Source organism: Synechococcus sp. RS9909, from assembly GCF_014279595.1.
Classification (GTDB): Bacteria; Cyanobacteriota; Cyanobacteriia; order PCC-6307; family Cyanobiaceae; genus Synechococcus_C.
The window spans coordinates 1,730,064-1,752,559 of the sequence record NZ_CP047943.1; the positions used below are offsets into that span (position 1 = coordinate 1,730,064).

At 66.0% G+C, this 22,496-nt stretch carries 18 protein-coding genes; 10 read left to right on the top strand and 8 right to left on the bottom strand.

Annotated features, from left to right (window positions below):
• Positions 1–32 precede the first annotated feature (32 nt).
• From thrB to SynRS9909_RS08990, 4 genes are read left to right on the top strand one after another with little or no spacing between them, the layout of a single operon-like run.
• The gene (thrB, locus tag SynRS9909_RS08975) at positions 33–980 is read left to right on the top strand and encodes a homoserine kinase (protein ID WP_007102069.1); all 948 of its coding nucleotides are present in this window, start codon (positions 33–35) and stop codon (positions 978–980) included.
• Between the two features lie 56 nt (positions 981–1,036).
• Entirely contained in the window at positions 1,037–2,608 is a 1,572-nt protein-coding gene (locus SynRS9909_RS08980) for an NAD(P)H-quinone oxidoreductase subunit 4 (protein WP_007102068.1), read from the top strand.
• A 4-nt stretch (positions 2,609–2,612) separates the two neighbouring features.
• Positions 2,613–4,739, top strand: a complete 2,127-nt coding sequence (locus SynRS9909_RS08985) for a M3 family metallopeptidase (RefSeq protein ID WP_007102067.1) — start codon at positions 2,613–2,615, stop codon at positions 4,737–4,739.
• Complete coding sequence (locus SynRS9909_RS08990; RefSeq protein WP_007102066.1) at positions 4,732–6,264, top strand: hypothetical protein; 1,533 nt, start codon at positions 4,732–4,734, stop codon at positions 6,262–6,264. Before SynRS9909_RS08985 ends, SynRS9909_RS08990 begins: the two co-directional genes overlap by 8 nt.
• On the opposite strand, the gene SynRS9909_RS08995 is transcribed toward SynRS9909_RS08990, so the two are convergent.
• The 8 genes from SynRS9909_RS08995 to SynRS9909_RS09030 are packed head-to-tail and all read right to left on the bottom strand — an operon-like array spanning position 6,248 to position 16,354.
• The gene (locus SynRS9909_RS08995) at positions 6,248–7,339 is read right to left on the bottom strand and encodes a hypothetical protein (protein WP_007102065.1); all 1,092 of its coding nucleotides are present in this window, start codon (positions 7,337–7,339) and stop codon (positions 6,248–6,250) included. The two genes, SynRS9909_RS08990 and SynRS9909_RS08995, sit on opposite strands and share 17 nt — an antisense overlap.
• A 28-nt stretch (positions 7,340–7,367) precedes the next feature.
• Positions 7,368–7,925, bottom strand: a complete 558-nt coding sequence (locus SynRS9909_RS09000; RefSeq protein ID WP_007102064.1) for a hypothetical protein — start codon at positions 7,923–7,925, stop codon at positions 7,368–7,370.
• A complete protein-coding gene (locus SynRS9909_RS09005; protein WP_007102063.1) occupies positions 7,918–8,613 on the bottom strand; it encodes a DUF6629 family protein in 696 nt (231 codons plus the stop codon). Before SynRS9909_RS09005 ends, SynRS9909_RS09000 begins: the two co-directional genes overlap by 8 nt.
• Before the next feature lie 58 nt (positions 8,614–8,671).
• Entirely contained in the window at positions 8,672–9,295 is a 624-nt protein-coding gene (locus SynRS9909_RS09010; protein WP_007102062.1) for a triacylglycerol lipase, read from the bottom strand.
• A complete protein-coding gene (gene folB, locus SynRS9909_RS09015; RefSeq protein ID WP_007102061.1) occupies positions 9,277–9,648 on the bottom strand; it encodes a dihydroneopterin aldolase in 372 nt (123 codons plus the stop codon). Before folB ends, SynRS9909_RS09010 begins: the two co-directional genes overlap by 19 nt.
• Positions 9,645–10,970, bottom strand: a complete 1,326-nt coding sequence (locus SynRS9909_RS09020) for a glutamate-5-semialdehyde dehydrogenase (RefSeq protein ID WP_038001233.1) — start codon at positions 10,968–10,970, stop codon at positions 9,645–9,647. Before SynRS9909_RS09020 ends, folB begins: the two co-directional genes overlap by 4 nt.
• 42 nt (positions 10,971–11,012) lie before the next feature.
• Positions 11,013–11,918, bottom strand: coding sequence for an ROK family protein (locus SynRS9909_RS09025; RefSeq protein ID WP_007102059.1), 906 nt, complete (start codon positions 11,916–11,918; stop codon positions 11,013–11,015).
• A 5-nt stretch (positions 11,919–11,923) separates the two neighbouring features.
• The gene (locus SynRS9909_RS09030; RefSeq protein ID WP_038001231.1) at positions 11,924–16,354 is read right to left on the bottom strand and encodes a translocation/assembly module TamB domain-containing protein; all 4,431 of its coding nucleotides are present in this window, start codon (positions 16,352–16,354) and stop codon (positions 11,924–11,926) included.
• Between the two features lie 65 nt (positions 16,355–16,419).
• Here SynRS9909_RS09030 and SynRS9909_RS09035 point away from each other — a divergent pair, with 65 nt between their 5' ends.
• The 6 genes from SynRS9909_RS09035 to glgB all read left to right on the top strand — a co-directional run bounded on the left by SynRS9909_RS09035 (position 16,420) and on the right by glgB (position 22,447).
• Entirely contained in the window at positions 16,420–16,866 is a 447-nt protein-coding gene (locus tag SynRS9909_RS09035; RefSeq protein WP_186593712.1) for a Ycf51 family protein, read from the top strand.
• 7 nt (positions 16,867–16,873) lie between these two features.
• Positions 16,874–17,290 (top strand): DUF4332 domain-containing protein, encoded by a 417-nt coding sequence (locus SynRS9909_RS09040; RefSeq protein WP_007102056.1) that lies wholly within the window; start codon positions 16,874–16,876, stop codon positions 17,288–17,290.
• Between the two features lie 38 nt (positions 17,291–17,328).
• A complete protein-coding gene (locus SynRS9909_RS09045; RefSeq protein WP_007102055.1) occupies positions 17,329–17,640 on the top strand; it encodes a hypothetical protein in 312 nt (103 codons plus the stop codon).
• On the top strand, positions 17,630–19,252 hold the full coding sequence (locus tag SynRS9909_RS09050) for a CocE/NonD family hydrolase (protein ID WP_186593713.1): 1,623 nt from the start codon (positions 17,630–17,632) through the stop codon (positions 19,250–19,252). Before SynRS9909_RS09045 ends, SynRS9909_RS09050 begins: the two co-directional genes overlap by 11 nt.
• Positions 19,253–19,292: 40 nt before the next feature.
• A complete protein-coding gene (locus SynRS9909_RS09055) occupies positions 19,293–20,057 on the top strand; it encodes a DUF3887 domain-containing protein (RefSeq protein WP_007102053.1) in 765 nt (254 codons plus the stop codon).
• A gap of 77 nt (positions 20,058–20,134) precedes the next feature.
• The gene (gene glgB, locus SynRS9909_RS09060) at positions 20,135–22,447 is read left to right on the top strand and encodes a 1,4-alpha-glucan branching protein GlgB (RefSeq protein ID WP_007102052.1); all 2,313 of its coding nucleotides are present in this window, start codon (positions 20,135–20,137) and stop codon (positions 22,445–22,447) included.
• Positions 22,448–22,496 lie beyond the last annotated feature (49 nt).

A 22,496-nucleotide genomic window follows, 5' to 3' on the forward strand; every position in this document is an offset into this window, starting at 1 on the left:
GGTGAGACACTGGCCCAAATAGGACAGCAGGGATGGTGCAGCCGCGCATCGGCCAAACGGTGGTGGTGGACGTGCCTGCCACAACGGCCAACATCGGCCCGGGGTTTGATTGTCTCGGTGCAGCCCTCGATCTGAACAATCGCTTCAGCATGCGCCGGATCGAAGGCAACGGCGAGCGCTTTGAGCTGATCATCGAAGGCCAGGAGGGCAATCACCTCCGTGGCGGCCCGGAGAACCTCGTGTATCGCGCCGCCCAGCGCGTCTGGAAAGCCGCTGGCGAGGAGCCGGTGGCCCTGGAGGCGAGGGTGCGTTTGGCCGTGCCTCCGGCGCGGGGCCTGGGGAGCAGCGCCACGGCGATCGTGGCCGGCCTGGTGGGGGCCAACGCCCTGGTGGGAGAACCCCTGAGCCGGGAGAAGCTGCTGGAGCTGGCGATCGACATCGAAGGCCATCCCGACAACGTGGTGCCCTCCCTGCTAGGCGGTCTGTGCATGACCGCCAAAGCTGCCTCGCAGCGCTGGCGCGTGGTGCGTTGCGAATGGCTGGCGAGCGTGAAGGCGGTGGTGGCGATCCCGGCGATCCGTCTCAGCACCAGCGAAGCGCGGCGGGCGATGCCGAAGACGATCCCCGTGGCCGACGCCGTGGTCAACCTCGGCGCCCTCACCCTGCTCCTCCAGGGCCTGCGCACCGGCAACGGCGACCTGATCGCCGATGGCCTGCACGACCGCCTGCATGAGCCCTATCGCTGGCGCCTGATCAAGGGGGGCCAGGCGGTGCGCGAAGCGGCGATTCAGGCGGGGGCCTGGGGTTGCGCCATCAGCGGGGCCGGCCCGAGCATCCTGGCGCTCTGCACCGAGGAGAACGGCGCCGCCGTCAGCGAGGCGATGGTGCGCGCCTGGGAAGCGGAGGGGGTGGCAAGCCGTGCACCCCTGCTGAACCTGCAGACCACGGGCAGTCACTGGCAACCGAAACAGCCTGGGTAGATGTACCCAGGCACCCCCCAGGTGCTGATAAGTTCAATCACAATCTTGTTGCTGCCATGGACGCCAACCTGCCTCTGACGGTTGCGTCTCCGGAAGCCTTTCCCTGGTTATCTCTGATCGTGCTGCTGCCAGCGGCCACGGCCCTGGTGATGCCGTTGTTATCTGGGGATGACGATCACCCCTCGCCCTGGCCGCGCAACCTCGCCGTCACGGTGCTGGCGATCGATTTCGGGCTGATGCTCGCCGTCTTCAGCCGGCTCTACGACCGCCTCGATGGCGGGCTCCAGCTGGTGGAACGGGTCAACTGGCTGCCGGTGATCGGCCTGGAGTGGTCCCTGGGTGCCGATGGCCTCTCCATGCCCCTGGTGGTGCTGAGTGGACTGGTCACATTGCTCTCGGTGTGTGCCAGCTGGAAGGTGCGCCACAAATCCAATCTTTATTTCGGCCTGCTGCTGGTGCAGGCGTCAGCCCAAGCGCTGGTGTTTCTCTCCCAGGACTTCCTGCTCTTCTTCCTGGCCTGGGAACTTGAACTGGTGCCGGTGTATCTGCTGATCGCCATCTGGGGTGGTCAGAACCGTCAGTACGCCGCCACCAAATTCATCCTCTACACCGCTCTCGCTTCGCTGCTGATCCTGATCAGCGGCTTGGCCCTGGCTCTCTCCGGCGACAGCTTCAGCCTCAATCTCACCGAACTGGCCCAGCGCTCCCCAGGCGGCAGCTTCGGCCTCCTCTGTTACCTCGGATTCCTGGTGGGTTTCGGCGTGAAATTGCCGATGTTCCCTCTGCACACCTGGTTGCCGGATGCCCATGGTGAAGCGAACGCACCGGTGTCGATGCTGCTGGCGGGCGTTCTGCTCAAGATGGGCGGCTATGCCTTGCTGCGCTTCAACGTGCAGATGCTGCCGGAGGTCCATCTCACCCTGGCCCCGGCCTTGATCATCCTGGGCATCGTCAACATCATCTACGGCGCCCTCAACGCCTTCGCGCAAGACAACGTCAAGCGCCGCATTGCCTGCAGCTCCGTGAGCCACATGGGCTTTGTGCTCCTCGGCATCGGTGCCGTCGATGCCCTCAGCCTCAGTGGCGCCATGCTGCAGATGATCAGCCATGGCCTGATCGCCGCGGCCATGTTCTTCATCACAGGCAGCTTCTACGAACGCACCAAAACCCTCTCCATCCCCAACATGGGAGGGCTGGCCAAGGTGCTGCCGATCACCTTCGCCTTCTTCCTGACAAGCTGCCTGGCCTCGCTCGCCCTGCCCGGCATGAGCGGCTTCATCAGTGAAATCACGATCTTCCTGGGGGTGACCAGTCAGGAGCAGTTCACCACCCTCTTCCGGGTGATCACGGTGGTAGTGGCTGCCATCGGCCTCGTGCTCACCCCGATCTACCTGCTCTCCCTCTGTCGTCGGGTTTTCTTCGGGCCGCGCATCCCCGCTCTCGCCTTCGTCGACGACATGAGCCCCAGGGAGTTGGTAATCGGCCTCACCCTGCTGGTGCCCACCCTCACCATCGGCATCTGGCCCCGGGTCGCCATGGATGTCTACGAGGCCTCCACCGACGCCCTCGCCGAAACCCTCTCCGGCCATAGCCTGATGGCCCTGAGCTCCCTGTTACCCCTGGGCTGACGCCATGCCTGAAAGCCGCGATCCGGCCCTGCTCGCGGGCTGGGGGTACCCCGACTACGAGGCGATCACACCCGAGCAGGTGGAAACGCTGATTCCCCAGTTGCTGCAGCGGCTCTCCGACCAGTTTGCCGCCCTGGAGACCAGCCTCGATGCCGCCCTGGCCGCGGGCACCCCCCTGGGCTGGGACAGGGTGATGCCACCCCTGCATCGGATCGGCGAGCAGTTGCGTTGGAGCTGGGGTGTGGTGACCCACCTCAACGCGGTCTGCAACTCTCCCGAGCTGCGCGATGCCCACGCCTCCCAGCAGGCCGACGTGGTGCGGTTCAGCAATCGCCTCGGTCAGAGCCGCAGCCTGCATCAGGCCCTCGAGGCTCTGCAGCAGCGGCCATCCGAACCCCTCGATCACACCCAGCAACGGATCCTGGCGTCCGAATTGCTCTCGATGCAGCAGCGGGGCGTCGGCCTGCGCGGCGACCGCCAGGCCGCCTTCAACGCAGCCAGTGAGCGACTTGCCGAACTCTCCACCCAGTTCGGCAACCACGTGCTCGACGCCACCCAGGCCTGGCATCTGGTGGTGGAGGATCCCAGCCGCATCGCTGGCCTCCCCGAGCGGGCCCGCCAGGCCCTGGCGCAAGCAGCCCGAGAAGCGGGTGATCGTCATGCGGATGGCAGTGAGGCCACGGCGGAACGCGGCCCCTGGCGCCTGGGGCTCGACATGCCGCGGTACATCCCCGTGCTCAGCCATGCCGATGATCGGCAGCTCCGCGAGACGCTCTACCAGGCCCATGTGAGCCGGGCCAGCAGCGGGGAGCTCGACAACACCCCCTTGATCCAGGAGATCCTGGAACTGCGCCAGCAGCAGGCCCAGCGCCTCGGCTATGCCCATTGGGCCGAACTGAGCCTCGCCGGCAAGATGGCTGAAGATGTGCCAGCTGTGGAAGCCCTGCTCGAGGAGCTGCGGACGGCCGCCTACCCCACCGCCTGCCGTGAGCTGAAGGATCTTCAGGCCTGTGCCCGGCGCCATGGAGCCGCCGAAGCCGACGCGCTCGCCCCTTGGGATGTGAGCTATTGGGCCGAAAAGCTGCGTCAGGAACGCTTCGACCTCAACCAGGAGGCCCTGCGCCCCTGGTTCCCGCTGCCCCAGGTGCTCGACGGCTTGTTTGCGTTCTGCGAGCGCCTGTTCGGGATCCGGATCACGGCTGCCGATGGCGAAGCGCCGATCTGGCACCCCGATGTGCGTTTCTTCCGGGTGCTCGAGCGGGATGGCTCGCCGCTGGCCGCCTTCTATCTCGATCCCTACAGCCGGCCGGGCAGCAAGCGCGGTGGGGCCTGGATGGACGAATGCCTCAACCGACAACCCGACGGCCAGGGGGGCTGGATCACGCCAGTGGCGTACCTGATCTGCAACCAGACCCCGCCAACCGACAGCAGCCCGAGCCTGATGAGCTTCGAGGAGGTGGAGACCCTCTTCCACGAGTTCGGCCATGGCCTGCAGCACATGCTCACCACGGTGGAGCACCCCCAGGCGGCGGGGATCAACAACGTGGAATGGGATGCGGTGGAGCTGCCGAGTCAGTTCATGGAGAACTGGTGCCTGGATCGCCCCACCCTGATGGGCATGGCCCGGCACTGGCAGACGGGTGAACCGCTTCCGGACGCCGACTTCGAGAAGCTGAAGCGATCCCGCACCTTTATGACCGGCTTCAGCACCCTGCGGCAGGTGCACTTCGCCCTCACCGATCTGCGGCTGCACAGCAGCTGGACCCCAGAGCTCGGCATCAGCCCAGATCAGATGCGGCGCCAGATCGCCACCACCACCACGGTGATCCCACCGATTGCCGAGGACCGCTTTCTCTGCGCCTTCAGCCACATCTTTGCGGGGGGCTATTCCGCCGGTTACTACTCCTACAAATGGGCCGAGGTGCTCAGCGCCGATGCCTTCGCCGCCTTTGAGGAAGCGGGTCTCGATCTCGATGACCAGGTGAGCGCCACGGGAGAGCGCTTCCGCAGCACCGTGCTCAGCCTCGGCGGCAGCCTCTCACCAGCGGCGGTTTATGAAGCCTTCCGTGGCCGCGCCGCCAGCACCGAGGCCCTGATTCGCCATTCCGGCCTGGTCACCAGCCATGGCTGACCTGCTGGCGCTCTCCGGCCAATGGGGGGCGCGCGAGGAGGACCGAACGGCGCTGGCTCCGCTGCTGCCCTTCCCTGCGGTGCTCGAGGACAGTTGGCTCCGCCGGGGGATCCAGCGCGATGCTTTTCTGCGTGAGCTATTGCAGGGACTGCATCAACGCCGACTGATTCCCCTGCTCGCCATGCTGCCCAGGGGCTGGCGACTGGCCCCGGCCGCCCTTCCGGAAAAACTGCGCGGCCTGGGCTCCCTGCTGGAGGAAGGGCTGGTCAGCCCCACCCTGCTGGCGGCGCTGGCCGATGATCTGCAGCATCTCCTGCCCGCCGGCGACCCCGACAACGCCGCGGGCACCACGGCGCTCAGCCGCTGGACGGCACGGCAGGTGGTGAACCCCGAGGATGGTTCGCGCCAGGCCCTGCCCCAATCGCTGCAGCAGTGGCAGGAGCTTGCCCACCAGCCGGCCATGGAACCCACCCCATGGCCACCCGCCAAGGCCGGATCCATGTCAGCCCCGAACCTGCGCAGCCTCGGCGCCGGCCTCACCTGGCACAACCAGGGGCTGGCCCCCCTGCAACCTGCCCATTGCCGCCAGGCCAACCGCTTGCTCGCCCAGGTGTTCAACGCCCTCAGCGCCAACCGCCTGCCGGATGCTGCTCGCGGTGCCACGGCTGCGGCGGTGGAACCCTTTCAGTTTGAAGGGGTCGTCAGCACTGCGGCCCTGATGGCGTTGCTGCGCAGCCGCGGCTGGTCCGCCAGGGCCAGGGTGCGCTCCAGCGTGGCCAGTTTCGGGCTGGGTGCCAGCACAGCCGCTGAAGACGGCACCTGGCACCAGATCCCCCTGGCCCTTCCGTATCGCACCGGACTGCTGCGCCATGGCCTGGAGATCGAATCCTTGCTCCCCCACTGCTGCCTGGAGCTGGAACTGCAGCCACCTGAAGCGGCGGAGCCTGTGCTGTTGCAGTACTACCAGGGCAGCGAAGGGTTGAACGGCTGGGCAGCGATGAACGATCTCGACCGGCCCTGGCAGAACGACCGCGGCAATGGCACCGTCGCTTACCCCGGCCCAGCCTTTGAAGCCGAGCACCTCGACCTTGCTCTCGATCTCTGCGATCTGATGGCGGCAGTGCACAACAGCACCGCCGCCGCGGGCCAGCTCCGTTTCGGTGGCTATGGCGCTCTCGGCTTCTGCATCGATTCCACCGCCCTGCTGGAGCAGGCCCTGACGGGCCGCAGCACGCTGTTTCCCCTCACCCTGGGGGGAATCTGGCGAGAGCGGCTGGCGCAGCAACTGGAGCGGCTGCTGAACACTGGCCTGAGCACGGCCAGCACCAGCCACGGCGATGAGGCGGTGGAGCGCTACCGCGACGCCCTCCAACGCCTGCCCCAGGACCTGAGCCTGCAGGGCGAAGCGGCCCTGCGCGCCGAAGCCCGCCTGATCCGCAGCCTGCCGACCCACTCTCCTTTTGTGTGCGTGCGCGCGCTCAACGGCGAAGCCGCCGCTGAGACGTCCCTCAGCGATCCGTTGTGAGCTCCAGTTCGCGGCAGATCGCCGCCACCACCTTGCCGCGGTAGTGGTCGCTGAACGGGCCCGAATCACCGTTGTGACTCATGCCATCAATGCTGTAGCGATGCAAGGAGCGCGTTCGCTGCCAACGGTTCCAGTTGGAGAGGGGAAGCAAAAACAAACGCCCCGGATAGGCGATACGGCCGAGCGCCGCCACCGGATCCCGGCTGCCCACCACCATCGCCACATGGTCGACGCTGGTGAGATCGCCATTGCCACTGAACACACCACAAACGGTGATCACCTGCACCGGCACATGGCAGATCTTCTGCAGCATGGCCGCCGTTCCGATCGCCATCTCTCCGCCACCGCTATAGCCCACCAGCACCACCCGCGAGGCCCGGGAGGGATGGAAACCAAGCCCCTCCAGGCGCCTGGCGATTTTGAGCGCCAGCTCGTAATTCATCACCGGGCCGTAGCGGCGATCAGAGGAAATCCCCACCTTGATCACATTGTTGGCCTGCACGAAAAAGGCGCAGAGAAAACGGATCAGGCCAATCGGATGCTGCTCCTGCAGGGCGAATAAACGCTGCCAGAACCACTGCGAATACGACGAGGCGCGCAAGCCCACCGGCATGATCGTGTAGGCCTCGATCCCCTTCACCAGCAGCATGTCGTCAGCGATGCCCTGCTGGAGCACATCGAGAAAGTCACTGACGCGAGGCGGATGACTCTCCTCGCTCTGGTGAATGCCGTCGAGATACACCACAAAGTGACGATGGGGAGACTCGGTCGCTTCGGAGCTTTCAAACAGATGGGAGGGATCGGGAAGGCCCTGCTGCCAACCTTCCCAGAAAACAAAATCCGCCATCACCGAATACATGCCGGTGAGAGCAACAACGATCAACACGACCGCCACACTCATCCCGGTGACTTCCTCCAACACCTCGCGACGAAAAATCAGCGAGGCGTCATGGCGCAGAGCGTTGACACTGAGCAGGCCCAGCACAGCAACGATGACCAGCACGACCACCACCAGGCGCCGACTGAAACGCAGATGGTTGCGATGATGTTGAATCGCCGAGGTGGCGCCAGTCATGAGAAGAGCTTCCGTTGACGGCAGAGAATCAGGAGAGGGACGCCACTTCCCGCGCCAGGGTGTTGTAGCTGGCACGCCAACGCTGGGCGAAGAGCAAGCCGATCAGGATCAACGACAGCACATAACCCGGCAGGCTGATGATCAGCCCTTTCTCGAGGGGCACGCCATAGACCGCCTGGAGAAGCACCAGCACATTCAGATGCACCCATGCCAGCAGGGTGACGGCGATCAGATCGCTGATGTAAGGCGCCGCAACGAGCACATAAAACAGCCCGGGCCAGAGGGCCACACCCATGCGGTTCCCGAAGGCGATTGGCTGCAAGGGAACCCCCGCCACCAGGGTGAGCATCAGGCTATGGCTGACGATGCCGATCAGGAACGCCAGGCTGAGCACCAACGTATCCACCACCATGTGAAACAGGATCTGCCGCGGACGCAACCGATTCGCCAAGAGAGCGAACAGGTGGGAGGCCGACATGGAGGCACCGACGCCCACCAGCAATCCAACACCAACATCCAGTTCAACGAGAAGCTCACCCATGCCGGCAAGCCCAGCACTGATGCCTTGCAGCATGGTGTCAGGCACGACGCAGGTGCGGCCGATTCACAATCCAGAGCACCACAATCGAGAGCACGGCGCAGTAGAAGCACCACACGGAATTGAAGGTGGCGCTGTAGGTGAGCCAGGTAAGGAAGATCGAGACGAAGATCAGCACCCCAAACAGCTTCACGGCTCGGTCATTGAGGGCGATCAAGGGCAGCACGATAAAGGCCCAGTAGGTGAGCTGCCCAACAGGCTCGGTGTTGAGGAAGTTGTGAACAATGCTGCCCAGGTTGGAGACGTCGTAAAGCAGGCGCCCGGTGCTGTGCACGGCGGGCTGCACAGCCGGAGGATTAAACAGCACCGGTAGATAGAAACCAACGCCAATCACTGTGGCGACGATCGCCACCCATTTCAATCGATGCTGGAGCCCCTTGGAATCGGTGCTTCGACTGATCGACCAGGCACTCCAGGGGATCCAGATCATCCAGAAGCAGTAGGCGAAAAAGAGAAATCCCAAGGCAGCTGCCGTGGCGAGTGGTTCAATTCCGCCGCGATCGAGCGCGGTCCACTCCAAGCCCTCCACGAACTGCTGCACCCCGAAGAAGAAGGGCACCAAGGCCAGAGGTTTGTAATCCGGGCGTTCATGACGAGAGGCCAGATGGTGGGAGTACAAACCCAGAGGCATCAGCACCGCAGAGGCGGTGAAACTGGCGGAAGCCGAAAAGCACATTGGCTCAAACGACGGGGGGGAGTGAATCAATGGTGGCAACCGCCACCAAACCTGTCACTCAATCGCTGAGAATCGTTTGAGTGAGCAGCTCGAGGGCCCGGGGATGGGCCATCAGCTGCTGGTGGGTCAGCACCGGAACCGCGTGCTGCGTCCCGAGGGGCAACACGGCCTGCCATCCAGGAAACACCATCAGATCCCAGCGGCAATAGAAACTGGCGCACGCAAGGCGGCGGAGGCTGGAGGGATCCGCATTGAGGTGCCGCAGCAGACGACTGCCCCGCTTCATGTCGGCCAGACCTGCAAACAACCACCGGGGAATCCACTGCGCCGTCAGCGTGCCGCGCTGGGGGCTGCCGACGCTGATGAAGCGATGGGTGCGGCTGGCACCGCCCAGCTCCTGCAACCACACACGGCTGATGATTCCCCCCATCGAGAAGCCGAGGATGTCGATCGGGCGATCCGCACCCCACTGGGCCTGGATGTGACCATCCAACTGCTCGGCGAGGCTGCGCAGGGGGATCGCGCCAAGGCGGTGGGGTAGATGGGGCACCAGCAGAGGCACCCGGTGGTCCTCCAGCTGCCGCACCAGTCGATGGAACAGGTGGGGCGTATCCCAGAGACCGTGCACCAGCACGAGGGGTCTGGGCTGTTTCACCGAGCCGTTCACCGAGGAGCCGGCCAATGCCGGTGCCGTTCGACCGCAACCGTACCGCTGAATCCTGGAATCGGCGGTTTGGTTTTGCGCAGCAACACGCGCATCGGCACCGCACCATAGAGATCGGCCAGACGCTCCAACACCCTTTCACTGAAGTGCTCGATGGTGCGGCAGCGGAGCTCCGACGCCAGCGTCTGCACCGCCTGCACCGCCAGGCTGTAGTCGGCTGTGTCAGTGAGGGCGTCGGATCGGGCCGCCGCCTGACAATCCACCAGGAGGGTCAGATCAAGGCTGAACCATTGCCCTTCCAGGCGTTCCCGCTCCAGCACGCCCACATGGGCCCACACGCGCAGATCCTGGATGTGGATCGCGTCGTTCATGCCTCCAGATCGCGGTGGCTGAAACGACGACGGCCTTCGGCGAAATCGGCGGCCACATGGCCATCACCGCGCAGGCGATAGCGATAGGTCACCAGCCCCTCCAGGCCAACCGGCCCGCGCGGCGGCAGGGTCTGGGTGCTGATGCCCACCTCCGCACCGAAGCCGTAGCGGAACCCGTCGGCGAAACGGGTGGAGCAGTTGTGATAGACACCGGCACTGTCCACCGCCCGCAGAAACCGTTCGGCGGTGGCCCCGTCCTGGCTGGCGATGGCCTCGGTATGGCGTGAGCCATGGCGACGGATGTGCTCCAACGCCTCCTCCAGATCGCTGACCACCCGCACCGAAAGGATCAGATCGAGGTACTCCCGATCCCAGTCGTCCTCTGTGGCCGCCTCCGCCACGCCGAGGGCCTGACTGCGGGAATCGCCCCGCAGACGCACGCCCGCGGCTTCCAACGCCGGCACGGCCGCGGCGAGAAACGCCGGAGCACTGTCCTGATGCACCAGCAGGGTCTCGATCGCGTTGCAGGCTGCGGGGTACTGGGTTTTGCTGTCGATGGCGATCCGCACCGCCTGGGGCACGTCCACCTGGGCATCGACGTACAGATGGCAGACGCCGTCCGCGTGGCCGAGCACGGGGATGCGGGTGTTGTCCTGGATGAAGCGCACCAGCGCATTGCTGCCGCGGGGAATGATCAGATCCACCAATCCATCGAGGCGCAGCAATGCCAGGCTCTCCTGGCGGGTGGTGAGCAAGGCCAGGGCATCGGCCGCAATCGTCGTGTCGACCTCGGCAGCGCCGAGCCCCTCCTGCAGGGCTTCGATCACGGCGCGGTTGGTGCGGTTCGCCTCACTGCCCCCTTTGAGAATCGCCCCGTTGCCGGAGCGGATCGCCAGAGACGCAATCTGAATCACCGCATCCGGTCGCGCCTCAAAGATCACCCCCAGCACGCCGAGGGGCACGCTGACCCTCTCCAGCACCAACCCCTCATCCAGCTCCCGATGCAGCTGACGCACACCGAGGGGATCGGGCAGCGCCGCCACCTGGCGCACGCCATCGATGGCGCCGGCCAGTTTGCCGGCATCCAGCTTGAGACGGGCCACGAGTGCCTGGGCCAGGCCTTCGGCCATGGCTTGCTCAAGATCCTGCTGATTCGCCGCCACGATCGACTCGGCGTGGCGCTCCAACGCAGCGGCCATCGCCTCCAGGGCCTGCTGCCGTTGGCCATCATCGGTCTGCCCCAGGGCTGTGGCGGCCCGGCGCACATCGGTCGCCAACCGCAGCAGTTCAGGCGACGGTTCGGGCACACCCTGAGGAGTCATGGGCTGGGGCGACATCTGCTCAGCATCATCCCGTCCGGCGGGTCAGGCGGCCGGGAGCAGTCGATCGATGGCCAGGCGGGCGGCACCAAGACGTCCAGCGCCATTTCCCAGCTCACAGGCGCGGATCTCCAGCCCCTCCCGACTCACCGCCTGCACGCGGAGGACCACTTCTCGACGCACAGCCGGCAGGAAATGCTTGGCTGCCGCGGCCAACCCCCCACCCAGCAGCACCCGCTGAGGCGTGAACACATACACCAGGGAGCTGATGCCAACGCCAAGGGTGCGCCCATAGCGCTCCCACACCGCCAGGGCCTCGGGGTCCGCGGCGCAGGCACGGCGATTGAGCTCCTCCGGCTCCCCATCCCAGAGGCGGCGCAAGGCGGCGATGCTGGCGTATTGCTCGAGCGACCCCCGATTGCCGCTGTTGCAGGGGGGGCCATTGGGATCAATGCCGATCAGGCCCGGCTCGGCAGCGGCTCCGTTGTGGCCCGTGAACAGGCGGCCTGCCAGCATCACCCCGCCGCCGACGCCGGTGCCGAGGGTGAGCAGCACCACATCGCCGCAACCGCGTGCCGCCCCCTGCCAGGCCTCGCCCACCAGGGCGCAGTTGCCATCGTTGGCCAGGGTGACCCGACGCTGCAGCTGCGGCTCCAGCCATTCGGCCAACGGCACCTCCTGCCAACCCGGCAGGTTGATGCACACCCGCGCCACCCGGGCCGCCGCATCCATCGGCCCCGGCAGACCGATGCCCACCACGGCGGCGCAGCGATCGGGATCGAGCGCTTCAATCGCCTCGCACAGGGCCATGCAGACGGCGCCCGGCACCGCAGGCTGGGGGGTGGCGATGTGCTGTTCAGCGAGGAGCTGGCCGGCGCGATCAAACCGGGCGAGCTTGATGCCGGTGCCACCGAGATCGACTCCGATCACCTGCTGGCTTGAGGCCTTCATGGGGCTCAGAAGCGAACAAACACCTGGAACTGGCTCTGCCAGGTGCCCTGGGTATCCACCGAACCGGAGAGATTGAGGTTGGGACTGATCTGATACGTCAAGGTTCCCTGGGGCGGAATGTCGTTGCGATTGGGGGCGGCCAGCACGGAGAAATTGAAGCGATCGGTGAGGTCCACGCCCACATCGGTGACCACGGCCAGCTGCGGCGGCACCTGACCGGAGACCCGCTCATTCTCATCCTGCACCTCAGGCGTGATGTAGGTGGGATACACGGCAAATTGCAGCCGCTGACTGAAGGCATCGGTGAGGGAACCGATCACCGGCGAGAGCAACGACTGACCGAGAACGGCAGCAAGTGCCGCACCACCACCAGCACCGGTCAAGCCGGCGAGGGAGTTGCCGCCGATCAGACCCAGCAGCTGGGCCCTGGGCATCGGTGGGGAACTGCGCAGCTGGATGTTGTCGGCCAGGCGATCGGCCGGCCCCGTCGCCGTGAGCATCACCTTCACCAGGCGCAGTTGGCCGCCAACGCCCAGGTTGCCGGTGCCATTGGTGTCAAACACATTGGTCGACACGGCGTTGCTGCCGGTGCCCACACTGATGCTGTCGGAGACCCGGCTGTTGAGCGCCACATCCACGTAGGGAATCAATCCCTGCGATGGCGTGAACACGGCCACGTTGGGGGCGCGGCGATCGAGGTTGAAGGTGGTGGTGAACAACGACACGCGGCCGGACAGCAGTTGCACCACCCCCCGCAACTGAAGACTGGGGTCGAGCGCACCATTGAGCGTGAGCCGACCGGCGGTGCTGAAACTGGCCACAGGTTCCACCGTGACCCGCAGCTTGGGGCCGAGACGCAGTTGGAACCGATCGAAACGGATCGCGGGGAGATTGGGCAGGGAGGCGCGCAGGGAGCGACTGCTGCTCGCTTCCACATCCGGCCCCAGCAGCACCAGCGGCTGCTGGAAGTTCCAGTTTTCCTCCAGCAGGGTGTCGGCCGTGACCGGTTGGGCCATGGCAGTGGTCGCCGGGGAGGCAGGCGATGAAGCGGCCGAGGCGGTCAGCGACGCTGGCTTCACAAACATCGAGCGAGCCGGTTTGACCGTGCCGTTGTCGATCGTCAGATCTCCCGACAACTGCGGCTGAATCAGGGCACCGCGCACCTTCAGATCGGCCGCCACCGCCACATCGGCGATGGGCAGCTTGATCCGTGCCTTCTGAAGGGTCACCGCCAGCGGCTTTGGCTCCGGTACGGGCGAGAACAGGGCCAGGGCGCCGGAGCCAAGCAATTCCCCCTGGGAGCCGACGCGGGCGCTGAGGGATTGCACCTCCAGTCGGTTGAAGTCGAACACGATCGCGGTGTTCAGGTCGCTGATCACCTGCTTCTGGATCGTGAAACGCCCCTGCTTCACCACGATGAAGCCATTGGCCTCAGGGGCGCTGAGCGGGCCGCGCAGCAACAGACGCAGATTGGTATCGCCCCCAGTCCAGGCGACCTGATCATCCGTGAATCCGGTCAGGAAGCGCAGGGCATCGCCACGGCTCACCACACGCACATCCAGCTCTTTGGAGGGATCGAGCGGCACCTGGCCGATCACGGTGACCGGGTCCTGGGCCCCATCGCTGATCAGGGCCAGATCAAGGCGCAGGGCCCCTTCCTCGAGGTTGATCTGACCGCGTTCAAGGCTGAGGCGATGACGCCCCACCCGGGCATCCTCCAGCTGGAGATCCGTGCTCAGATCAGGAAGGCCACGGCCGAGGCGGTAGCTGCCGGAGAGCCCGAGAGCCCCCTGCAGCGCCGGCGGCACCGGGGCGACCAGAGCCAGGAGTGTGAAGGGCAGATGCTCGAGTGCAAAGCGTCCTTCGCCGGATTGGATCGGTCCGTTAAGAGTGGCGATGAAGGGTTCGATCTGCAGCGCCCTGTCCTCGTCGTCGCCCTCCACCCAGAGATGGCCACGCGCCTTCAGATCGAGGTTGAGATCCGCCAGGTTGGGCCCGGTGAGATCGAGCACCGCATCCAGCTGGCCGCGCAGGTCTTCGGGATGGAATTGGCTGTCGCTGCGCTTGGACAACGCCTGCTGCCGCAGGCTGGCCTGAATCTCCCGCAAGGCCCGCAACTGACCGTCGATGGAGCCACCGAAGGTGTTGATCAGGAGGGTGCCAAGATCGCTGGCCCGCCCCCGAGCCGGCGGTGCATCCTCTGCAAGCTGCGGCAGGCTCAGGGCTCCACTGGTGAGCCAGCGGGCACTCAAGCCACGGGCCTCGAGATGGGCATCGAGTGCACCGCCCAACCGTCCCTTCGCCTCCAGCAGCATCTGCCCCGTATCCGGCGGCAGCAACTCACCGCTCAGGTCAAAGCGCTCGTTGCGGTAGCGGGCCTGCAGGATGGCCTGACGCAACTGCAGCCCCATCAGTCCGGGGGAGTCGAGCGTCACAGAGCCATCCATGGCCAGAGGCTGCAGGCCGAGGCTGCCACGCCCGCTGATGCGGCCATAGAGCCCCTCAAAACGCCCCTTGGGGGGAAGCGCCAGCTCCAGACCATCCAGGCTCATGCCATCGGCACGCCATTGGTACGACGCGGGTGTGCCCTCCAGGCTCAGCACCCCCTGACGGCGGGTCAGGCGTACCTGGGTGGGCAACCAATTGGCGCCAAGGCTGGCCTCCAGGCGGCCGGGAAGCAGGGACTCCACCGACGCCATCTGCAGCCGGCCGCCACCACCCACCCGGCCTTCAAACCGACCACGCCAGGTTTCCAGCAAACGCAGGGTGCCGGCCCGTGGATCCGTGAGCTGGAGCTGCAGATCGGGGCGGAGAGCGGTCAATGGACCGCCAACACCGCCATAGGCGGACAGGGTGCCATCCATCGTGGTGCCCAACAGGGGCCCAACGCGAGCGAGCGGAAAAGCCTCAAGACTGAGCTGAGCTGCCAGATCTCCGAGCTTGAGACCGCCACCGGCCAGGGCCAGCGGCAAGGCCGCCGTGGCCTGCAGCTGCGGACTGCGGAAGTGCGCAAGCCGCAACTCGCCGGCCTTGGCGCTCCAGTCGGCCCGCAGGGACCAGCGCTCCAGCAGGGGATTGCGCGCCTGATCGAAGCGAAGCGACAGCTCAGGGCTGACGGTGGCGCCACTGAGACGCAGATCTCCCCGCAGCGGCGCCTGGGTGCCGAGCAGATCGGGCACCAGGGGCCAGTGCTTCCACGCCTCTCCATCCAGTTGCAGCTGCTGGCTGCGGATCGCCAACTCGGGATAGAGCGCTCCGCTGAGCGAGGCCGCCAGGCCTGGCCCCGCCAGCTTCAACCGCTCCAGAACGGCTGTGGGGGCCTTGGGCTTGCGCCAGTCGCCGTTCAACTGCAGATCCACAGCGAGGGGTGCCGCCACGGGCACCGACGCAGGCAGGGCCCAACGGCCCACCAGGCGCAGTTGCGGCTGCTTCCAGCGGCCATCGAGGCGCAGGGTGAGCTGGCGCTCTTCGCCGGGTTCACGCAGCACCGCCTTGAGGTCGAGGGCCTGGTTCAGATCCACGTGGCCGGAGAGGCTGGCTTGGTAGGCGCCATAACGCCAGGTGCTGGCGGGAAGACTGAGGCGCTGGTCACGGCAGCGCAGGCGCCACTGGGGATTGCGCAGGGCGCTCTGCAGCGGTTTGCCGCTCACCTCCAGGCCCACCAGAGACAGGGCGCCGGCGCATCCGGCCCTCCCCTGACTCCAGCTCAGGCGAAGGTCACCCCCGATCTGGCCGCGGAAGGCCAGGGGCATGGTCGCGGGCAGCAGCCCCTGGAACGGCTCCAGACGCACCCGTTCCAGCCTGGTCTGCAGATGCAACTGGGGCTTCACCCAACGACCACGGGCCTTGAGGCTGACCCGTCCCTGCTGCGGCAGGGCCACCTTGAGGGCGACGTCGGCCCAGTTTTCGGCCAGATGCACGGAGGCCCGACCATCAGCGCTGAGCGTCAGGCCAGCCGGCTGGATTTTGAGCCGGGCCGGATCCTGAAGCTTCAGCTGCAGATCCAGCTTGGGCGGCTTGCCGCCGCTGGAGGGCCCTGGCACCCAGTAGGCCCCCTGGGCATTGCGACGCAGATCCACCCTGGCGCCGCGAAGGCTGACCACCGCGACGGGACGCCAGCGCCGCAGGCTGGCCAGCGGATCGAGTTGGAGAGTGAGCCCCGAGATCGAGGCCTTGGACTGATCCTTGAGCCCTGGCAGCACCCGGCTGGGACCGATCGCCAGGCCCCAGGGACGCAACCCCTGAAAAGGGCCGATCTCCAGGGGATGGCCAAGCGGCTTGGAGAACTGGCTTTCCAGCGAAGGCTTGAGCCGCGTGAACACCGTCGCGACAATCCGATCCAGAGCGACCCACGCGGTCGCTCCGCCCACCAGCAGGACCAACCCACCGCCAAGGAACACGCGCGACAGGGTCTGCGATCTCACGCCCCTCCCCATCAACGCCGACACTCTTCTCTGGGGCGAGCGCAAAATAACGCTCTCCCCCTGGAAGCACCAGCCCCATGCCACTCACCGACCTCCTCGACCGCGCGATCGGATGGCTGGCCTGGAGCGGCCTGGCCTTTGCCCTGCTGACGCTGGTCGCGTTCGGGGCCCGTTGGGGTGTGCGCTTTCGCCTCGTGGGGGTGACCAGCTTCACCCTGCTGCTGGCGGTGAGCTGCTGGGCCTTCAGCGTCAGCTACCAGCCTCCCGTGATCGTGGAGGGAGCCGTGCGGGCTCCTGTAGTGTTCGACAACGGCAACGATCTGGTCGTCGCCCAGGCACCGGCCGGGATCCCCAAGGAGGCGATCGAACCGACCCTGGCCCAACTGGCGGCGAACCTGCGCAGCGGAGGCCGCAACGGTGAGAAGGTGGTGATCCGACTGCGACAGCTCCAACCCGGCCCTGAGGGCAGCAGCACCCCAGTGGTAGTGGGGGAGGTGGTGGTGGTTCCCCAGTCAGCGGCTTGAGCACTCGATGCCGGCACGCACCCGAAATGACGGCCCGTTCGCCGATCTGCCGGCGTCCTTCCGGGAGGAGCGGCGGGTGATCGAAGCGGCGGGCCTGACGGGCTGGAGCGCTCTTCGGGCCCTCGACGACCAGGCCTTGAGTCAGCTGGCTCGTCGAGGCCGCGCCACGGCCCGCAACCTGCGCCGCCTGCAGGGCATCGCAGCCCTCGTCTGCGATCTCGATCTGGCACCAGCCGATGCGGCCCTGTTGATGCATGCGGGCCTGGCGACGATCCCGGCGTTGGCGGCTGCCAGCCCCCAGGATGTGGTGACCCGCACCGGCCGGTTGGAGCGCCAGCTGCGCACCGGTCGCCCACCGGTGGTGGATCTGGCCGTGGCCCAACGCTGGATTCAGAGGGCACGCCGCTGGCAACCGACGAACTGACCATGACCCGCTGCCGGCCCCGGGCCGGCGGGGTTGAAATGCAGGAAGTGAATGGAGGAGGCACCATGCGCCACCTCTCCTTGATTCTTCCTCTGGCGGCACTCCTGGGTGCATCGATCGCCGCCCCCGCCAGCCTCGCCCAGGAATCCACGCTGCTCGAAAGCGTCAAGCGCAACCCCGGGGAAGCCCGGGCGATGTGCCAGCAGTTCAAAGCTCTCAATGCCAAGAACATCTCGGCCACCTCAGTCGAATCGATCAGTGCCGTCGCCAAGCAGCGCAATCTCAGCCAACAGGACGCCGAAATCCTTGTGACCTACGTGATCGGTCTTTACTGCCCGGATGTGCGCTGACCAGCGCACATCCGGGCCCGGTTCTTGCCAAGACGCAGACCTGATCTGCCGCGACGGCATCCGCTTGAAGTCCACGGTGTGGCGCCCCCCTGGCGAAGGACCCTGGCCGGCCCTGGTGATGCGCCAGCCCTACGGTCGCGCCATCGCCTCCAGCGTCACCCTGGCCCACCCGCAGTGGTGGGCTGCACAGGGTTATCTGGTGATCGTCCAGGACGTCCGCGGCCAGGGGGAGTCCGAGGGAGAGTTCCGCGGCTTCGCCCAGGAAGCTGCCGACACCGCCGACACCCTGGCGTGGGTGCGATGCCGGCCGGACTGCAACGGCCGCATCGGGTTGTATGGCTTCTCCTATCAAGGGTTCAGCCAACTGGTGGGCGACAGCAGCGTGCCACCCCCCGATTGCCTGGCCCCGGCGATGACCGGCCTCGATGAGCGGGACCACTGGAGTTGCGAAGGGGGTGCCCACTGGTGGCATCTCGGCCTGGGCTGGGGCCTGCAGCTGGCGGCGCTCCAGGCCGCTCGCCGAGGTGATGCGGAGGCCTGGGACACGATCCGAAGCGCCCTGGAAACGGGGAGCTATCTCCGCGAGGGACGCGCCCTGTTGGCACAGCACGATCGTCAGGGGATGGCGCACCGCTGGCTGAGCGAAGACCCGAAGGAACGCCAGCGATGGGCGATCCATTCGCCGGCGCCCGGCTGGTTGGCCAGGCCGATGCTGCTGATTGGCGGCTGGTGGGACCCCCATCTCCGCGGCGTGCTGGATCTTCAGGCCCGCAGCCTCGCCGCGGGAGGCGAGCCGGAGCTGCACATCGGTCCGGCCACCCATCTGCAGTGGTGGCCTGAGGTGCAGGAGCTGCATCGCCGCTTCTTCAAGCGTCATCTGATCGATGCGGATCCCCATCCCACCCCTCACCAACAGGTGCATCTCTGGGACCAGCGGCTGGAGCGCTGGGGCGACGGCGTCGCGGATCGGGCCGAGGGGGGCTGCTGGGAGCTGTGGGGCAACGCCCTGAGCAGCCATGACCCGAGGGTGGGTCAGCTGAGGATCGTCGCTGCGCGCCCGACCTCCCCCCCAGCCACGCCGGTGGTCATCGTCCATGACCCCTGGCGACCGGTGCCGGCGGTCGGCGGCCACCTGAGCGCCTCGTCGGGTCGCTGCGATCGACGCAGTCTGGATGCCCGCAACGATGTGGTCACGTTCACCAGCCCCCCACTCGAATCACGCCACCGCCTGCGAGGCCGTCCCGAGCTGGAACTGATCGCCTGGGCTGATCAACCCGGGTTCGACCTCTGCGCTGCCCTCTCGGTCTGCCCCGCCGGTTCCGATGCTGTCGAACAGCTGAGCACCGGCGTGAGCCGGCGGCTGGGCGCCGCCGCCCTTGAGGCCCAGAACCAGCGGCTGGAACTGCAAGCCCTGGAAGCGGAGCTCCAGCCCGGCGATCGCCTGCGCCTCTCCCTGGCCGGAGCCGCCTGGCCGGCGATCGCCATCAACCCTGGCCACACCGAGCATCCCTGCGGCCCGCCGAGCAGCCACTGCCGGATCATCACCATCACGATCCGCAGCGACAGCGCGCGCCTGCGCTTCCTGCCCCTGATCCCTGCCCCAAGCCGCTGAACCTCCGGCAAACTGGGCGCCAGCTTCGCCTCAGTCACCCGTGAACACCGCCGCCCGTCTGCTTGCCGTTGCCCTGAGTGCCCCGCTCGGAGCGCTGCTTCCCGGCACCACAGGCGTGGCCCTGGGCACACCAGCCCTCGCCCAGGCTCCGGCGATGCCATCGACGGCCCCCAGCACCAGCCTGACGGCCGCCCAGGCCAATGAGGCTGCCCGCACGCTCCTGGAAGCCATCAAGGGGAAGAACGGCGCCACGATCTACAACGGCCTCTCCGATCCCCTGCGCAACAGCACCAGCATCGAGGCCGTGCAGCAGCGCCTGAACAGCAATCCCCGGGTGAGCTCCTATCGGATCAGCGAGATCTCCCGCGGCATGGATGACACCACCGTCGAGGCCTTCGCCGTGGTGGAGACGCGCAAAGGCGAGGTGCCGCTGCTGCTGGTGCTCGACGACAGCGGCAAGTTGGTGGCCTGGAAATGGGTGGGCACCACCCTGCCGATCGAGGAAACGGCGCTGAAGTTCGTGAACGATCTGAATGCCGGTCGCTGGATTGCCGCCCGCTACTACCTCGATCTGGAGTTCCAGCAGGAACTGACCCCCCAGGATCTGAAGCGGAAGTGGACCAAGCTGAAACGCACCCTGGGTGGCGTCAAGCGGGTGAAGAGTGCGCTGGTGGCCAGTCAGGGCGGCGAGCAGCAACTGGTGCTGGTCACGATCGAATTCGGCAAGGTGACCGACAACCTGTTCGTGATCTTCAACCGTGAGGGCCGGATCATCAACGTGGATTTCTCAGCTGATCTGGTCTGAGCCCGATCTGGGCCGCCACGGTGGTTGGCTGCCAGGTTTTTCCGCTTAAGCTCCCGGCCAATCAAGCATTGGCCGGCATGACCAGCACCGTTCTCGACTGGATGGTTCAGGACGGTCAGCGTCTGGCGGAATGCCGCCATGACCACCCCTTTGCCGTTCTGGGACCCCAGCCGTTGGAGGGTAACCGCTGGGTGGTGCGGGCCTGGATGCCCGAAGCCGATCGGGTCGAGCTCCTGCTCGACGGTCAACGCCTGCCGATGCAGACGCTCCACCACCCCTGGCTGTTCGAGGCGGAATGTGCCCACAACCCCGGCAACGCCTACCAACTGCAGGTGAGCCGGGGTGGCATCGAGCATGTGCAGCACGACCCCTGGGCCTTCCGCGACGAGTGGATGGGGGAGATGGATCGCCATCTCTTCGCCGAGGGCAACCATCACCACATCTGGCGGCGGATGGGAGCCCACCGCACCCAGATCAACGGGGTGGACGGGGTGATGTTCTGCCTCTGGGCCCCGCACGCCCGCAGCGTGAGCGTGATCGCTGACCTCAACAGCTGGGACGGGCGCCACCACCCCATGCAGCAACGTCTGGGTGGCATCTGGGAACTGTTTGTTCCCGGTCTGGCCGAAGGCCAGCTCTACAAATACGAAATCCGCACCCAGGACGGCCACTGCTATCAGAAGGCCGACCCCTACGGCTTCCAGCACGAGGTGCGCCCCGCCACCAGCTCGGTTGTGAACCACCTGGATGGGTTCGACTGGAGCGATGCGCGCTGGATGCAGGAGCGGGACAGCCGCAATCCCCTCGACCAGCCGATTGCGGTGTATGAGATGCACCTGGGCAGCTGGATCCATGCCTCAGCCGAGGAGCCCTTCATCGAGGCCGATGGCACGGCCCGACCCCCCGTGCCCGCCGCCGACCTCAAACCGGGCGCCCGTCTGCTCACCTACCCGGAGCTGGCGGATCGCCTGATCCCCTACGTGAAGGAACGGGGCTTCACCCACATCGAACTGATGCCGATCACGGAGCATCCCTTCGATGGCTCCTGGGGTTACCAAGTCACCGGCTGGTATGCGCCCACCAGCCGCTATGGCACCCCGGATGAATTCCGTGCCTTCGTGGATCGCTGCCATGCGGAAGGCATTGGCGTGATCATCGACTGGGTGCCGGGTCACTTCCCGCGCGACAGCCACGGCCTCGCCTTCTTTGACGGCTGCCATCTCTACGAACACGCTGATCCCCGTATCGGTGAGCACAAGGAGTGGGGCACCCTGATCTTCAACTACAGCCGCAACGAAGTGCGCAACTTCCTTGTGGCCAACCTGGTGTTCTGGTTTGACCAGTTCCACATCGATGGCATTCGGGTGGATGCGGTGGCCTCCATGCTTTACCGCGACTATCTGCGGCCCGATGGTGAATGGCTGCCGAACGAACATGGCGGCAGGGAAAACACCGAAGCGGTCCGCTTCCTGCAACAGGCCAATCACGTGCTGTTCCAGCACTTCCCGGGTGCCCTCTCCATCGCTGAAGAATCCACCACCTGGCCGATGGTGACCCAACCCACCGACATTGGCGGTCTGGGATTCAACCTGAAATGGAACATGGGCTGGATGCACGACATGCTCGATTACTTCGAGCTCGATCCCTGGTTCCGCCAGTTCCACCAGAACAACATCACCTTCTCGATCTGGTACAACTACACCGAGAACTTCATGCTGGCCCTCAGCCACGATGAAGTGGTGCACGGCAAGAGTCATCTTCTCCACAAGATGCCGGGGGATGACTGGCAGAAATACGCCAACACCCGTGCCCTTCTGGCCTACATGTGGACCCATCCCGGCAAGAAGACCATCTTCATGGGCATGGAATTCGGCCAGCGCGCCGAATGGAACGTGTGGGGTGATCTGCAGTGGGATCTGCTCCAGTTCGAACCCCATCAAGGCCTGCAGCGGCTGGTGGGTGACCTCAATGCGCTTTACAAAGCCGAACCCGCCCTCTGGCGGGACGACTTTGATCAATACGGTTTCCAGTGGATTGACTGCAACGACAATCGCCACTCGGTGATCAGTTTCATGCGTCGCGAAAGCGCCGGTGGCAGCTGGCTGGTGGTGGTGGCCAACTTCACGCCCCAAAGCCATTCCCACTACCGGGTGGGAGTGCCGGTTGCCGGCTTCTACGAGGAGATCTTCAACACTGATGCGGCGCAATACGGCGGCAGCAACCTCGGCAACATGGGCGGCAAACCCACCGATGAGTGGAGCATCCATGGCTATGAGCACTCGCTCGACCTCTGCCTGCCCCCCCTCAGCGTGATGGTGTTCCGTCACGACCCGAAGCGAAGTTTGCTGGCCGGCGAGAGCGATGTGACGAACCCACCGGCTTCGGCCTGACCACGCCGGGAGTGGCGGGTTCTCTCAGGTAGGTTGCCCGCTTGATCCG